The sequence below is a fragment of the Pectobacterium odoriferum genome, from assembly GCF_009931295.1.
Lineage (GTDB): Bacteria > Pseudomonadota > Gammaproteobacteria > Enterobacterales > Enterobacteriaceae > Pectobacterium > Pectobacterium odoriferum.
Window position 1 is genome coordinate 4,152,442 of sequence record NZ_CP034938.1, and the last position, 14,883, is coordinate 4,167,324.

13 protein-coding genes are annotated in these 14,883 nt (G+C 53.0%); 1 reads left to right on the plus strand and 12 read right to left on the minus strand.

The annotated features are described in order from the left end of the window. Positions 1-57: 57 nt before the first annotated feature. The 3 genes from mutT to secM all read right to left on the minus strand — a co-directional run bounded on the left by mutT (position 58) and on the right by secM (position 3,874). The gene (gene mutT / locus EO763_RS18720) at positions 58-453 is read right to left on the minus strand and encodes an 8-oxo-dGTP diphosphatase MutT (RefSeq protein WP_039490760.1); all 396 of its coding nucleotides are present in this window, start codon (positions 451-453) and stop codon (positions 58-60) included. Positions 454-543: 90 nt separating this feature from the next. Beyond that, positions 544-3,246, minus strand: a complete 2,703-nt coding sequence (secA, locus tag EO763_RS18725; RefSeq protein ID WP_161529856.1) for a preprotein translocase subunit SecA — start codon at positions 3,244-3,246, stop codon at positions 544-546. 112 nt (positions 3,247-3,358) lie between these two features. Beyond that, the gene (gene secM / locus EO763_RS18730) at positions 3,359-3,874 is read right to left on the minus strand and encodes a secA translation cis-regulator SecM (RefSeq protein ID WP_208851963.1); all 516 of its coding nucleotides are present in this window, start codon (positions 3,872-3,874) and stop codon (positions 3,359-3,361) included. Positions 3,875-3,900: 26 nt separating this feature from the next. Between secM and EO763_RS18735 the strand changes: the two genes are divergently transcribed. Further along, on the plus strand, positions 3,901-4,428 hold the full coding sequence (locus EO763_RS18735; protein WP_044202987.1) for a DUF721 domain-containing protein: 528 nt from the start codon (positions 3,901-3,903) through the stop codon (positions 4,426-4,428). Positions 4,429-4,446: 18 nt separating this feature from the next. Here EO763_RS18735 and lpxC read toward each other — a convergent pair whose 3' ends face one another. The 9 genes from lpxC to murD all read right to left on the minus strand — a co-directional run bounded on the left by lpxC (position 4,447) and on the right by murD (position 14,883). Continuing rightward, complete coding sequence (gene lpxC, locus EO763_RS18740) at positions 4,447-5,364, minus strand: UDP-3-O-acyl-N-acetylglucosamine deacetylase (protein WP_161530444.1); 918 nt, start codon at positions 5,362-5,364, stop codon at positions 4,447-4,449. Between the two features lie 104 nt (positions 5,365-5,468). Beyond that, positions 5,469-6,620, minus strand: a complete 1,152-nt coding sequence (gene ftsZ, locus EO763_RS18745) for a cell division protein FtsZ (RefSeq protein ID WP_005975217.1) — start codon at positions 6,618-6,620, stop codon at positions 5,469-5,471. A 68-nt stretch (positions 6,621-6,688) separates the two neighbouring features. Beyond that, on the minus strand, positions 6,689-7,945 hold the full coding sequence (ftsA, locus tag EO763_RS18750) for a cell division protein FtsA (RefSeq protein ID WP_010298002.1): 1,257 nt from the start codon (positions 7,943-7,945) through the stop codon (positions 6,689-6,691). A gap of 53 nt (positions 7,946-7,998) precedes the next feature. Next, positions 7,999-8,823 (minus strand): cell division protein FtsQ, encoded by an 825-nt coding sequence (gene ftsQ, locus EO763_RS18755; protein ID WP_161529858.1) that lies wholly within the window; start codon positions 8,821-8,823, stop codon positions 7,999-8,001. A gap of 1 nt (position 8,824) precedes the next feature. Further along, positions 8,825-9,745 (minus strand): D-alanine--D-alanine ligase, encoded by a 921-nt coding sequence (locus EO763_RS18760; protein WP_161529859.1) that lies wholly within the window; start codon positions 9,743-9,745, stop codon positions 8,825-8,827. 8 nt (positions 9,746-9,753) lie between these two features. After that, positions 9,754-11,214 carry a UDP-N-acetylmuramate--L-alanine ligase gene (gene murC / locus EO763_RS18765; protein WP_039470049.1) on the minus strand — a complete coding sequence of 487 codons (1,461 nt, stop codon included), beginning with the start codon at positions 11,212-11,214 and terminating at the stop codon, positions 9,754-9,756. Positions 11,215-11,276: 62 nt separating this feature from the next. Beyond that, complete coding sequence (gene murG / locus EO763_RS18770; RefSeq protein WP_161529860.1) at positions 11,277-12,368, minus strand: undecaprenyldiphospho-muramoylpentapeptide beta-N-acetylglucosaminyltransferase; 1,092 nt, start codon at positions 12,366-12,368, stop codon at positions 11,277-11,279. Then, entirely contained in the window at positions 12,365-13,567 is a 1,203-nt protein-coding gene (ftsW, locus tag EO763_RS18775; protein ID WP_044202982.1) for a cell division protein FtsW, read from the minus strand. The genes murG and ftsW overlap by 4 nt, the downstream gene beginning before the upstream one ends. Then, positions 13,567-14,883: a UDP-N-acetylmuramoyl-L-alanine--D-glutamate ligase gene (gene murD, locus EO763_RS18780; protein ID WP_161529861.1), complete on the minus strand. Its 1,317-nt coding sequence runs from the start codon at positions 14,881-14,883 to the stop codon at positions 13,567-13,569. The genes ftsW and murD overlap by 1 nt, the downstream gene beginning before the upstream one ends.

The window sequence follows — 14,883 nt, forward strand, 5'->3', positions numbered from 1 at the left end:
GTTTCGCTACTATAGTTTTCAGGCAGGGGCTTTCAGACAGGAAAAAGTAAAGCTAGATTAAAGCGATTTCAGCCAGCGGATCATCTCCGCATTCGCTGGCGGAAATTCCTCCTCACGTAATTCTTCTACGCTAACCCAGCGAGATTCCTGACCTTCCCGACCATAGGGTTGCCCCTGCCACGTTTCAACCAGAAAGAAATGAAGTGTGATGATTCTCTCCGGCGTAGAAAACGTTTTGTCGTTTAGCGCCTGTGGTGCGCTGGCTTCGATACCCGTTTCTTCATGCAGTTCACGAATCAACGCCTGCTCTGGTGTTTCGCCCTCTTCAACTTTACCACCGGGAAATTCCCACATCCCTGCCATATGAACGCCATCAGGGCGGCGAGCAATGAAATATTGCTGCTCCGCATTGCGGATGATGCCGACCGCGACGGATAACTGTTTTTGCGTCATGACACTTCCTATCAGGTTCTTATCAAGTAAAAGGCGGTCAATGACCGCCCTTGTACTTATCACATTTTAATCACGGGATTCAGCAGTCAATTATTTCTGTAAGCGACCGTGGCACTGCTTATATTTCTTACCTGAACCACATGGGCAAGGGTCGTTACGTCCAATTTTACGGTCTGCCTGCGCCGGTGAACCCGTATTCAGGCTATCTTCTTCCTGATGGCTAAACTGTTGCTGCTGCGCCAAACGCTCAGCTTCTTCACGGCGTTGCTGCTCCAGCGCTTCGATTTCTTCCGGCATTCTCACCTGGACTTTGCTCAGCGTGCTGATCACTTCATATTTCAGTGATTCCAGCATCGCGGCAAACATAGAGAACGACTCACGCTTATATTCTTGTTTCGGATCTTTCTGTGCATAACCACGCAGATGGATGCCCTGACGCAGGTAATCCATTGCCGCCAGATGCTCTTTCCACAAGGAATCCAGCGTCTGCAGCATCACGCCTTTCTCGAAGTTGCGCATGACTTCCGTGCCAACCACTTCTTCTTTGCGATGATAAACCTCAAGTGCGTGCTGGAAAATACGTTCACGTAGCGTTTCTTCGTGCAGCTCAGGCTCTTTATCCAGCCACGCCTTGATAGGCATATCCAGATCGAAGTCGTTCTTCAGGCGTTGTTCCAGGCCTTCCGTATCCCACATTTCTTCCAGAGATTCCGGTGGAATATAGCTGTCGATAGTCGCTTTAAACACATCCTCACGAATACTGGTGATGGTTTCACTGATATCGGATACATCCAGCAGTTCGTTACGCTGTGTGTAGATCGCACGACGTTGGTCGTTCGCCACATCATCGTATTCCAGCAGCTGTTTACGAATATCAAAGTTACGGCTTTCCACTTTACGCTGTGCGTTAGCAATCGCCTTGGTGACCCACGGGTGCTCAATCGCTTCGCCCGGTTTCATACCCAGCTTGCGCATCATGTTGGAAACGCGATCGGAGGCAAAAATACGCATCAGCGCATCTTCCATCGACAGATAGAAACGTGATGAACCCGCATCCCCTTGGCGACCGGAACGACCACGCAGCTGGTTATCGATACGGCGAGATTCATGGCGCTCTGTACCAATAATGTGCAAACCACCCGCAGCCAACACCGCATCATGGCGCACTTTCCAGGCTGCTTTGATTTCTGCAATTTGTGCGTCATCTGGGTTTTCCAGATGTGCGACTTCTGCCTGCCAGCTACCACCCAATACGATGTCCGTACCACGACCGGCCATGTTGGTCGCGATGGTGACCGCACCAGACTGACCTGCCTGTGCAACGATGTCCGCTTCCATGGCGTGGAATTTCGCATTCAACACATTGTGTTTGATGCCCGCTTTTTCCAGCGCTTGAGAAACCACTTCTGATTTCTCAATGGAGATCGTACCGACCAGAATAGGCTGGCCTTTTACAGAGCGGTCTTTGATATCTTCAATGATGGCATCGATTTTTTCCTGCTCAGTCATGTAGACCAGGTCAGGCAAGTCTTTACGAATCATCGGACGGTTGGTCGGCACCACAATCGTATCCAGCTTATAGATGGAGCTGAACTCGAACGCTTCGGTATCTGCCGTACCGGTCATACCGGCCAGTTTTTCATACAGGCGGAAGTAGTTCTGGAAGGTAATGGAAGCCAGCGTCTGGTTTTCATTCTGAATGGTCACCTTCTCTTTCGCTTCCACAGCCTGATGCAGACCATCAGACCAACGACGCCCCTGCATGGTACGGCCAGTGTGTTCGTCAACGATGATCACTTCACCGTCTTTCACAATGTAGTCCACATCGCGGGTAAACAGCACGTGCGCACGCAGCGCGGCGGTAACATGGTGCATCAGCATGATGTTCGTCGGAGAGTACAGTGATTCCCCCTCCTCCATAATACCTTCCCGCACCAGCAGTTCTTCTACCAGAACCAGACCACGCTCGGTGAGGTTAACCTGACGCGCTTTCTCATCAACTGAGAAGTGGCCTTCGCCATGGAAAGTATCCGAATCTTCTTTCTCCTGACGGATCAGGTGAGGGATGATTTTATTGACGCTGATATAAAGCTCAGAGCTGTCTTCAGCCGGGCCTGAAATGATCAGCGGCGTACGCGCTTCATCGATCAGGATGGAGTCAACCTCATCCACCAGAGCGTAGTACAATTTACGCTGTACACGTTCTTCTGGGCTGAACGCCATGTTGTCACGCAGGTAGTCAAAACCGTATTCGTTATTGGTACCGTAGGTGATGTCTGCGGCATACGCTTCACGCTTCGCCGGAGCAGGCATTCCCGGCAGGTTAATACCTACGCTCAGGCCAAGAAATTCAAACAACGGACGGTTATTTTCGGCATCACGCTGTGCCAGATAGTCGTTCACGGTAACCACGTGTACGCCACGACCCGTCAGCGCATTCAGGTACGCAGGCAGCGTTGCCGTCAGCGTTTTACCTTCACCGGTACGCATCTCCGCGATGCAGCGTTCGTTCAGTACCATACCGCCGAGAAGCTGCACGTCGAAGTGGCGCATACCAAATACACGCTTACTGGATTCACGCACCACAGCGAAGGCTTCTGGCAGCAGGCTTTCAAGCGTCGCGCCTTTTTCCAGACGAACACGGAACTCCAGCGTTTTCGCTTGCAGTTCCTCATCTGAAAGTTTTTCCATTTCTGGCTCTAAACGGCTGATGACATCAACATTTTTACGCATACGACGCAGCGTACGATCGTTACGGCTACCAAAAATTTTGGTTAGGATATTCATGACCATAATAGTTTTAATCTCACAAATGCCACGTATCCAGTGGCAACACAACATCGAAAAACTGAGAAACTCAGCAAAAAACGAGAGAAAGTTCTTCAGCTAATTATCCACTACACTTTCAGCTGAGAAGGTAAGGTCCTGCACGAATGCCGCGGATTTGGGCAAGCCAGATGCCTATTTGATGGTGTGCCTGAGGATAAAAAGTGACACGCCCAGCATGGGGGGAAATCACAAAGGGATACTGGGAATCCTGCGTCAGCAACGCATTTAGCGTATCCAGCAAAACCAGAGAATGGGGTTGAAGATCGTCAACCTGCTGGGCACTGGCCGTCTGTGGCGTCGTCAACGCAAAAGAAAGGTGGCGAATTACCGTACGAATCGCATGCTGATGCCAGTAGTCAACGCTGTAGGACGAGCGCCGATGCGCTTCTTTCAGCGCGACCAAATCGGTAAGGTTCAGCGATACGTTATTCTGGCGACTAACACTGGAGCTTGAATTCGGGAGTGAGGCGATATCCTGTGAGTCGTTCAGGCTTGTCGGCAGGCCAAGACTCGCCGCGACCATCCCTAATAAGAGATGCGGCCAGAAATAACGTCTGCCAAATTGTCGCCAACGATTTAGAATACCAATCACGAGTAACATCCACCGGAGCCAAGCCTATGCGTGATAGCCGCCCACAATCACTGGAATTTCTGTTTGATAGCGCATCTATGTCGGGTAAAGGCCCGCTACAAGATGTGCAACAGCGCGCTATCGCCTTATTAAAACTCAACCGCGCCGTACGCGGATTACTGCCTGCACCGTTGCACCCATGGTGCCGCGTCGCTAATTACCGGCAAGGTTTACTAATACTGGAAACCGCCAACGCCAGTTGGCTGATGCGGTTACGTTACGAACAACCTGCGTTGCTCTCTGCATTACGCGCACAAATACTACCATCATTGGCTTCAATCGACATCAGGATTAATCCAACGCTTGCCGCAAAAGGGCATGAAATCGTGAAAAATAGTGACATTACAGCGACGGAAAATACCGACGACAAACCGTTGCGTCAGTTGAGTGAACAAAGTGCGGAGACATTGAGGACGTTAGCAGGCAACAGCCCAGAAAAACTCAGAAAGATATTAGAACGACTGGCTTCATTGGCCGGAGAGAGTACCAGTAAAACCAGTCGTAATAAGAAATGATTACTTCAATTTAAAGCGTTACGCCAGCACGATAGACGGTGCTTTAAACGCCAACGGCATTTCAGCTTCGTCTTCAAAGGCCACGTATTCCCACGCTTCCTGATTTGCCAGCACAGCCTGCAACAGTTTGTTGTTCAGTGCGTGTCCAGATTTAAACGCAGAAAACGCACCGATGATGTTGTAGCCACACATAAACAGGTCACCGATGGCATCCAGCATTTTATGGCGGACAAACTCATCTTCAAAACGCAGACCGTCTTCGTTCAGTACGCGGTAATCGTCAACGACGATGGCACAATCCATACTGCCGCCCAGGCACAACCCACGAGACTGCAAGTATTCGATATCACGCATGAAGCCGAACGTACGCGCACGGCTGATCTGGCGAACAAACGCATCAGCAGAGAAATCCAAACGATAGCGTTGGTTACCCGCATCAATCGCCGGGTGGTTGAAGTCGATAGTGAAATCCAGGCTGAAGCCGTTAAACGGTTTCATTTCGGCCCACTTGTCACCATCTTCAACGCGAACTGGCTGTTTGATACGTACGAATTTCTTCGCGCAATTCAGCTCTTCGATACCCGCATCTAACAGCAGGTAAACGAACGGACTGGCGCTGCCATCCATAATTGGAATTTCTGGCGCGTCAACATCAATGACAATATTGTCAATGCCCAACCCTGCAAGCGCAGCGTTAAGATGCTCCACCGTAGAAATACGGACGTCATGCTCATTAACCAGGCAAGTACAGAGCATGGTATCACGCACGGATTTTGCATCAGCCGGAAAATCAACCGGGGGATTCAAGTCTGTGCGGCGATAGATGACCCCGGTATTTGCCGGTGCAGGACGCATGGTCAACGTGACCTTCTTGCCGGTATGTAACCCGACACCAGTCGCCTGAACAATACGTTTTAATGTACGTTGTTTGATCATCATTTTATCTCGCATGTTACTGAACCTACGAACCCAGTATAAACCAGATTCGGTGGCACAGTTTAGCACAAAGAGCGGAGATTCCAACGTTATCTGGCAGCAAATTAGTCTGCCTGCTTACGCAGAAACGCCGGGATATCCAGATAGTCTGGCTCTTTATTCGTCTGCGGATTCTGGTCGTTAACCACTTTGGCAGCCGGTTTTTCCTGCGCCAGCGGCGTCATACCGTGTTGCTGATAACGATGATCCATCACAGGCTGGCTGGCCTGCTTGTTCGTTACCAGAGTAATCTCAGGACGCTTGTCCATGCCGATACCCGTCGCAACAACCGTGACACGCAGTTCATCATTCATTTCCGGGTCAAGCGACGTACCGATTACGACGGTCGCATTATCGGACGCGAATGCACGGATGGTGTTACCTACCGTCTCGAACTCATCCAGACGCAGGTCAAAGCCCGCCGTGATGTTGACCAACACGCCACGTGCGCCGGACAGATCGATGTCTTCCAACAGTGGGCTCGAGATCGCCATTTCAGCCGCTTCTTCTGCACGGTCTTCACCACGCGCAACACCGGAACCCATCATGGCATAACCCATTTCGGACATCACGGTACGCACGTCTGCAAAGTCGACGTTCATCAGGCCCGGACGTGTGATCAGCTCGGCAATACCCTGCACCGCGCCTTTCAGTACATCGTTTGCCGCGCCAAATGCATCCAGCAGGGAGATACCGCGACCCAGCACTTTTAACAGTTTGTCGTTTGGAATGGTGATCAGCGAGTCGACGTGCTTAGACAGCTCGGCGATACCCTGCTCCGCAAATGCCATGCGCTTTTTGCCTTCAAAGTTGAAAGGCTTGGTCACGACAGCGACGGTCAGAATGCCCAGGTCTTTTGCGACTTCGGCAACAACTGGTGCAGCACCTGTTCCCGTACCACCGCCCATACCAGCGGCGATAAACACCATGTCCGCACCTTCCAGTGCTGAACGCAGTGCTTCACGATCTTCTTCAGCCGAATTACGGCCGACTTCAGGGTTAGCGCCTGCACCCAGACCTTTTGTGATACCGCTACCGATCTGAATAGTCTGGCCAACAGCTGTTTTACGTAATGCCTGCGCATCCGTGTTGACCGCAAAAAACTCGACGCCTTCGATGCGCTCACGCACCATGTGTTCGACGGCGTTACCACCGCCGCCACCGACGCCGATGACTTTAATCACCGCGTCGTTGGTTAATTCCATTGGTTCAAACATAATTTCTCTCCGTTTGTGCCTGTAACTGCGAGATCATAAAACTGTGCCAGGTGATCTCTTTGATAAAATTAAAATTCTTTCCTCAACCAGCTGTTGATTCGCTTGAACCAGTTGCTCACTGAGGCACGTTTTTCGACTTCATGCTCACCGCCCAGATGAGATTCTTTTCCGTAATGCAGCAACCCAACCGCCGTTGAGTAATAAGGCTCTTGGGCATAATCCGTCAGCCCTGTTATATTCATTGGTTGTCCAATACGCACCTGTGTATGGAACACACGCTGCGCACAGGCCGCCAGACCGTCTATTTGCGCGGCACCGCCTGTCAGTACAATCCCTGCCGCCAGATGGTGTTTCACGCCTTGTTGACGCAACTGCTCCTGCAACTGTAAAAGTTCATCGTTCACCAAGTTCAACAGCTCGGTGTAACGTGGTTCAATCACTTCCGCCAATGTCTGTCTTTGCAGACTGCGGGGTGGACGTCCTCCAACGCTCGGGACTTCCACATTCTCATCTTTGCCAACAATTGCGCCTAATGCACAACCGTGGCGCACCTTGATCGCTTCGGCATCCGTCGGCGGCGTACCAAATGCGTAGGCAATATCGCTGGTAACCACATTGCCCGCATACGGAATCACTTTAGTGTGTCGCAATGCGCCGCCGGTATAGACCGCGATGTCCATTGTACCGCCGCCGATATCAACGACACAGACGCCCAGCTCACGTTCATCTTCAGTCAGAACCGCATAACTGGAAGCCAGCCCTGCAAAAATAAGCTGGTCGACTTTTAAGCCGCAGCGCTCAACGGCTTTAACAATGTTCTTCGCCATGTCGTTATGGCAGGTTATCAGGTGGACTTTCGCCTGCATACGCACGCCGGATAAACCAACCGGGTTTTTAATCCCTTCCTGATAATCAATCGCGTACTCCTGTGGAATCACATGGAGAACACGGTGTTCATCACGCACGCGCACAGATTTAGCGGTATGCACCACGCTTTCCACGTCGTCCTGCGTGACCTCTTCTTCTGAAATAGGCACCATCCCTATTTCATTCTGGCAGCTGATGTGTTTTCCCGAGAGCGCCAGGTACACGGAAGAGATCTGGCAGTCTGCCATCAACTCAGCCTGATCAATAGCGCGCTGAACACATTTAACGACCGATTCCAGATCGTTTACGCCGCCTTTATCCATACCGCGTGACGGGCAACTTCCTACGCCAATAATATTGACCATGCCATCGGGCAGAACTTCCCCTACCAGCGCAGCCACTTTTGCTGTACCGATTTCTAGCCCAACTACCAGTTTTCTGTCCGTCGACTTGATCATTGTTGTTTAGCCTGTGCTTGTTTCTGGTTACTGTTCTGTTGCTGATCAATGTCTTATTGCTGACCAACTCGTTGCCGATCACCATTTTGTTGATCAAGCAAGGCTGGAGCCCAGCCTATCGCGGCCCCGCTGTCGTACCGCAAGTCCACATGGCTGATACGTTTGTTTTCGCTCTGAGCCTGCCGCTGCAACAACGGATACAGCTCGATAAAGCGTTGCAGACGTTTGGCCCTATCGTCCCGCCCCAACTCAAGGCGAGTATCATCATCTAATCCTAGTTGCCACGAATGCCGTGCACTCATCGCAACCACTTTTAACGTAAACTTCCCGGCGGCCAGCGTCTGATTCATTGTGCGGTAGCCTTCCAACACTTCAGCCTCACTGCCTTCCGGGCCATACAGCAACGGCATCTTGCGATTACCAATACGTTCGGCGGGTACACTGAACGAATTTCCTTCCGCATCAACCATTAGCTGGTCATTCCAACGCGCTACCGGAACATATTCAACCAGATGAATCTTTAATTCGTCCGGCCACTGCTTGCGCACGCTGGCCTGTTTTATCCACGACAGACGCTCGATCTGCTGCTGGATCACGTTCACATCCTGCGTCATGAACGTTCCCGGCGCCCCCAACGACAAAATGGCCTGACGGATATCGTCGTTGGTGGTGTACTGCCTTTCCCCTGTCACTGCCATGCGGGAGAGCGGTAAGCGGCTGGCATCTTTCATCCACCCCACTACCATCCAGCTTCCCCAGACGATCGTTCCTATCACCATCAGCAGGAAAATCATCCCTGCCAATTGGTCTCCATTACTGCGACGTGTTCCTTTCGTTTCAGGCTCTCGTCCGCGTGTATTCAGCGCTGCCTGCGACATATCAGCCAGCAAGCCCTAAAATTTTCACGACCAGTTGCGAGAAAGTCAGCCCACGTTGGCGCGCGGCCATAGGAACCAGGCTGTGGCTCGTCATCCCTGGAGACGTATTCACTTCAAGCAGATAGAAGGCGCCGTCGCTATCCAGCATAAAATCGACACGTCCCCACCCGCTGCACCCCACAGCACGATAAGCCGCCATCGCCAGTCCAGCTAATGCTTGCTCTTGCTCATCTGGCAAACCGCTCGGACAGAAATACTGCGTATCATCCGATAAATACTTCGCTTCATAATCGTAAAACGTACCCGCAGGCTGAATACGAATAGAAGGCAACACTTCATCACCCAGGATAGCCACCGTATACTCTGGGCCACTCAGCCATTTCTCGACCAAAATATCGTCATCGTGACGGAATGCTTCTTCCAATGCCGCAGGCAGTTCGCTAAGCGTATTCACTTTGCTCATACCCACGCTGGAACCTTCACGGCTTGGCTTAACGATCAGCGGCAATCCGAGATGGGTAAACTTCGCCAACAAGGCGTTTGCCGCCGTTTCCGAATATTGGCGACGATCCAGCGCTACGTACGGCGATACCGGTAATCCCACGGCTTGCCACACCTGTTTGGTGCGGAGTTTATCCATCGTCAGTGCGGATGCCATGACGCCGCTACCGGTATAAGGCAACCCTAGGAATTCCAGAACGCCCTGCAATGTACCGTCTTCGCCACCACGACCATGTAAGGCGATGAATATTTTGGTGAAACCTTCTTCTTTTAACGTCGTCACAGAGACGTCACGGGTATCAACCGCATGCGCATTGATGCCCGCGTCTTTCAGACCAGCCAAAACCGCCTGACCGGAAAGTAACGACACTTCACGTTCGGCAGAGGTTCCACCAAGCAATACAGCAACTTTCTCAGTCATGATGTTCCTCATTCACTCATCTGTGGCTGTAATCTGGAATCAGCCAGTTTACGCGCCAGTTTACCGATGTTGCCGGCGCCCTGAACCAAAATCAGGTCTTCACCTCGCAGCGCCTGTGACAACAGTTCCGGTAAAGTATCCACATCCGTCACCAGAATCGGATCAATCTTACCTCTTCCGCGAATCGTACGGCACAGCGAACGGCTGTCCGCGCCCGGAATCGGCGACTCTCCGGCGGAATACACATCCAACATCAGCAGCACGTCAACCTGTGATAACACGTGCGCGAAATCATCATACAAATCGCGGGTTCGCGTATAGCGATGCGGCTGAAAAATCATGACCAACCGCTTATTCGGCCAACCAGCACGGGCGGCTTTAATCGTGGCATCAACTTCCGTCGGATGGTGGCCGTAATCATCCACCAACATCGCCGTACCGCTTTGCCCATTCACCAGTTCAAGCGGGTACTCACCGAGGAAATCAAAGCGACGTCCGGTACCCTGAAAACGCTCAAGCGCGCGCAGAATCGCTTCGTCATCAATGCCCTCATCGGTCGCCACCGCAACCGCCGCCGCTGCGTTGAGCGCATTGTGACGCCCCGGCGCATTCAGCGTGACAGTGAGCAGCGGTTTATCTTTCCGCTCCAGCGTAAAATGCCCTTGCGCACCAGTTTGGTGATACCCTGAAATACGCACATCGGCATCGTCGCTAAAGCCATACGTGGTGATATGACGACCCACGCGCGGCAGCAGTTCACGGATTACCGCATCATCAATACACATCACCGCTTGCCCGTAAAACGGCAGGTTGTGCAGGAAATTGATGAACGTCTGCTTCAGGTTCTCAAAATCGCCCTGATAGGTGTCCATATGGTCGGCTTCAATGTTGGTCACAATCGCCACCATCGGCTGCAAATGCAGGAAAGACGCATCGCTTTCATCTGCTTCCGCAATCAGGTAGCGGCTTGAGCCCAAACGCGCATGCGTTCCTGCCGCCTTCACTAATCCGCCATTCACAAACGTCGGGTCTAATCCCGCTTCCGCGTAAATACTGCTGACCATCGCCGTTGTGGTCGTCTTACCGTGCGTACCCGCAATCGCAATACCGTGACGAAAACGCATCAATTCCGCCAACATCTCGGCACGACGGATCACCGGAATACGTGCGTCATGCGCGGCGACAATCTCAGGGTTATCCGCAGTAATCGCACTCGATACCACCACCACGCTGGCGTTCAGAACGTTCTCCGCACGGTGGTGGAAATAAATCTGCGCGCCAAGTTCGGTCAACTGCTGCGTCACCGCATTCGGTGCCAGATCGGACCCGCTAATCTCATAACCTTCGTTGGCCAACACTTCGGCGATACCACCCATGCCAGCACCGCCGATGCCGACAAAGTGTATGTGCCGGACGCGATGCATCTCGGGCACGATTGAACGTAGTTTCGCCAGTTGTTGAGTATTCACTTTATTCTATCGCTACCTTGTAGCGTCGTCGCACAGCCGTATGTCCGACAACGTTGTATTAATTAACCATGAGCCACACGTGTGGCCCGACTGCCTGCCGCTGCACTGACTTCCGCCGCAACCCGTTCGGTTGCATCTGGAATCGCCACTGCGCGGGCTTTTTGCGCCATTGTCAGCAAGGTGGCGCGATCCCAACCGGACAGCACCTCGCTCACCGCCGCCACGCTGAACTGTGGCTGCTCAATAATTTTTGCCGCACCTGCCTTTTCCAACGGCAGCGCATTCCAGTACTGTTGCCGATCTTTATGCTGGAACGGGACAAACAGTGCCGGTAGCCCAGCCGCCGCAATTTCACTGACGGTTAATGCGCCGGAACGGCACACCACAACATCCGCCCACGCGTAAGCTGCTGCCATGTCATCAATAAACTCGGTAATCTTGTGCTGCGTCTGCCCAACATCCTGATAGGCCTGCTGAACGGTTGATAACGCGCCTTTGCCGACCTGATGCCAAATCGTTACGCGATCGCCCAGTTGTGCCGCCACGCCGGGCAGCGTTTGGTTCAGTACTCTTGCGCCCTGGCTACCGCCAACAACCAGCACCCTCACAGGGCCTGAACGATCGGCTAATCGTGTTTCAGGCGCAGGTAACGCCAGCACATCGGTTCTGACCGGATTCCCCACAACATCCGCGTTGGGAAATGCGCCCGGAAATGCCTGCAATACCTTTTTTGCGATATGGGATAACCAGCGGTTGGTTAGCCCTGCAATCCCGTTCTGCTCATGCAGTACGACCGGAATACCACACAGCCAGGCAGCCAAGCCGCCGGGGCCGGAAACGTAACCGCCCATGCCCAGCACCACATCAGGCTGGTAGCGGCGCATAATCGCCCGCGCCTGACGCACTGCCTGAAAAATACGAATCGGCGCGCTTAACTGCGCCCAAATGCCTTTACCACGCAAGCCAGAGATCCGGATAAAATCAATGTCGATACCATGCTTAGGCACCAAATCGGCTTCCATACGATCCGCCGTCCCTAACCAGCGAACCTGCCAGCCCTGCGCCATCAGGTGGTGCGCAACCGCCAGTCCGGGGAAAACATGCCCGCCCGTACCGCCAGCCATCACCATCAAACGCTTGCCTTCGCCACTCATCGGGCACCTCTCGTAAACGCCTGCGCTTTCGTCAGGCGCGTTTCAAAATCAATGCGTAACAGCAACACAATCGCCGTCGACATAATCAGCAGGCTAGAACCACCGTAACTGATCAGCGGCAACGTCAGCCCTTTCGTCGGTAGCATCCCCGCCGCCGCGCCTACGTTCACCAGCGTCTGAAAGCTGAACCAGACACCGATAGAACACGCCAGAAAGCCCGAAAAACGCTGATCGATCTCAAGCGCTCGCTTCCCGATAGACATCGCGCGAAAAGCGACGAAGAATATCATTAACAACGCCAAAACCACACCGATATAGCCGAGTTCCTCACCTAAAATAGAGAAAATGAAATCGGTATGTGCTTCCGGCAAATATTCCAGTTTCTGTACTGAATTCCCCAGCCCTTGCCCCCAGAATTCACCGCGCCCAAACGCCATCAGGGATTGCGTTAACTGGTAGCCGCTGCCAAACGGATCGTCCCACGGATTCCAGAAAGACGTCACACGGCGCATACGGTAAGGCTCAGCGACAATCAGCAGGCCAACGGCAAACACGCCACAACCGATGATTGCCAGAAACTGCCACATCTTGGCGCCAGCCAGAAACAACATCGCCAGCGTCGTAATAAACAGTACAACCACGGTACCGAGGTCAGGCTGCGCCAGCAGCAGTACCGCCAACACCACCATCACACCCATTGGTTTGCAAAAGCCCCAGAAGTTATTTCGCACTTCTTCAACTTTGCGCACCATGTAACTGGACAGGTAGCAAAACAGCGCCAGCTTAGATAATTCCGCAGGCTGAATACGCAATGGCCCCAGAGAAATCCAGCGTGATGCACCATTGACCGAGCTTCCCACCGCGAGTACAACCAACAACATAACCATGGAGAGCAATAGCAGCACCGGGCTGTAACGTTGCCATATCTCCATCGGGACACGCAGCGTGATTAACGACAGGCCAAATGCCAACCCCAGATAAATCGCATCACGTTTCGCGAACAGGAACGGGTCGCTGGCAAGACGCTGCCCGACAGGCATAGAAGCCGACGTCACCATCACAAAACCAATCACGGCCAGCCCAAGCGTCAACCACACCAACGTTCTGTCGTACAGAACAATGCTGAGCGTATCGCTTTCACGCGTTCCCATAACCCAGCTCTTGATGCGTTCGATAAACGCCAGCCCGAAGAACCGCATCAGCCCAACTCCTCCGCCAGACGAGCAAATTCATCGCCTCGCTGTTCAAAGCTGCGGAACTGATCCAAGCTTGCGCAGGCTGGCGACAGCAACACCAGATCGCCCGGCTTAACGCGTTCGGCGATGATACGCATCGCCTGTTCCATCGTTTCTGTCTGCTCGGCAATTTCTGGACGCAGCGCAGCCAACTGTTGCCCATCCTGACCGAAGCAGTACAAATGAATGTGTTCGCCCTGCAAATACGGCACCAGCGGCGAGAAATCGGCAGATTTACCGTCACCGCCTAGCAGCAGATGTAACGTGCCCTCTACCGCCAAACCGCTCAATGCGGCCTCGGTGCTGCCCACATTGGTGGCTTTAGAATCATTGATCCACCGCACGCCGTTGCGCTCAAAGGCCATTTGAAAGCGATGAGGCAACCCGGTAAATGACGTCAACGCCGTCAGCGCAGACGAGCGCGGAATCTTCACGGCATCAGCCAGCGCCAGCGCGGCCAATGCGTTCGTATAATTGTGCTGTCCAACCAGCTTGATTTCACGGGTATTGAGTACACGCTCACCATCCACCCGCAGCCAGGTTTCTCCCTGCTGGCGGTTAAGATGATAATCGCCGACATCAACTCCAAAACTGCGACAGCGTGCATCCGCACCGCGAACTGGCATGGTCAGCGCATCGTCAGCATTCACAACACACAAATTTGCGTGTTCATAAATACGCAATTTCGCCGCCCGATACTGCTGTAGACCAAACGGGTAACGGTTGGTGTGATCTTCCGTCACGTTCAGAATGGTTGCCGCCGCGGCGTGCAGGCTACTCGTCGTTTCCAACTGGAAGCTCGACAGTTCCAACACATAAAGCTGAGCAGGCTGCTCAAGTAGTTGCAGCGCAGGTAGACCAATGTTGCCGCCGACCCCCACCCGCCAACCCGCCGCTCGTGCCATTTCGCCGACCAGCGTCGTCACCGTGCTTTTACCGTTAGAACCGGTAATCGCCACAATCGGTGCCTGCGCTTCACGGCAGAACAGTTCGATATCGCCAACGATTTCAATGCCAGCATCAGCGGCGTCACACAGAATCGGCGTTGCCAACGCAACACCGGGGCTGGCGACGATCAAATCCGCACTCATCAGCCAGTCTTCATTCAGGCTACCGAGATGTCGTTCCACCTGCTCCGGCAGCTTATCCAGACCCGGCGGACTGATACGGGTATCCACCACGCGCGGTATAACACCACGCGCGAGAAAGAAATCAACACAGGAGAGCCCGGTCAGACCCAACCCGATAATGACGACTTTTTTACCCTGATAGTCCACCAT

What these genes read in the sequence shown, in the direction of transcription:
- mutT (WP_039490760.1), bottom strand. Translation starts at nt 453, where the DNA reads ATGACGCAAAAACAGTTATCCGTCGCGGTCGGCATCATCCGCAATGCG.
- secA (WP_161529856.1), bottom strand. Translation starts at nt 3,246, where the DNA reads ATGGTCATGAATATCCTAACCAAAATTTTTGGTAGCCGTAACGATCGT.
- EO763_RS18735 (WP_044202987.1), top strand. Translation starts at nt 3,901, where the DNA reads ATGCGTGATAGCCGCCCACAATCACTGGAATTTCTGTTTGATAGCGCA.
- lpxC (WP_161530444.1), bottom strand. Translation starts at nt 5,364, where the DNA reads ATGATCAAACAACGTACATTAAAACGTATTGTTCAGGCGACTGGTGTC.
- ftsZ (WP_005975217.1), bottom strand. Translation starts at nt 6,620, where the DNA reads ATGTTTGAACCAATGGAATTAACCAACGACGCGGTGATTAAAGTCATC.
- ftsA (WP_010298002.1), bottom strand. Translation starts at nt 7,945, where the DNA reads ATGATCAAGTCGACGGACAGAAAACTGGTAGTTGGGCTAGAAATCGGT.
- ftsQ (WP_161529858.1), bottom strand. Translation starts at nt 8,823, where the DNA reads ATGTCGCAGGCAGCGCTGAATACACGCGGACGAGAGCCTGAAACGAAA.
- EO763_RS18760 (WP_161529859.1), bottom strand. Translation starts at nt 9,745, where the DNA reads ATGACTGAGAAAGTTGCTGTATTGCTTGGTGGAACCTCTGCCGAACGT.
- murG (WP_161529860.1), bottom strand. Translation starts at nt 12,368, where the DNA reads ATGAGTGGCGAAGGCAAGCGTTTGATGGTGATGGCTGGCGGTACGGGC.
- ftsW (WP_044202982.1), bottom strand. Translation starts at nt 13,567, where the DNA reads ATGCGGTTCTTCGGGCTGGCGTTTATCGAACGCATCAAGAGCTGGGTT.
- murD (WP_161529861.1), bottom strand. Translation starts at nt 14,883, where the DNA reads ATGGTGGACTATCAGGGTAAAAAAGTCGTCATTATCGGGTTGGGTCTG.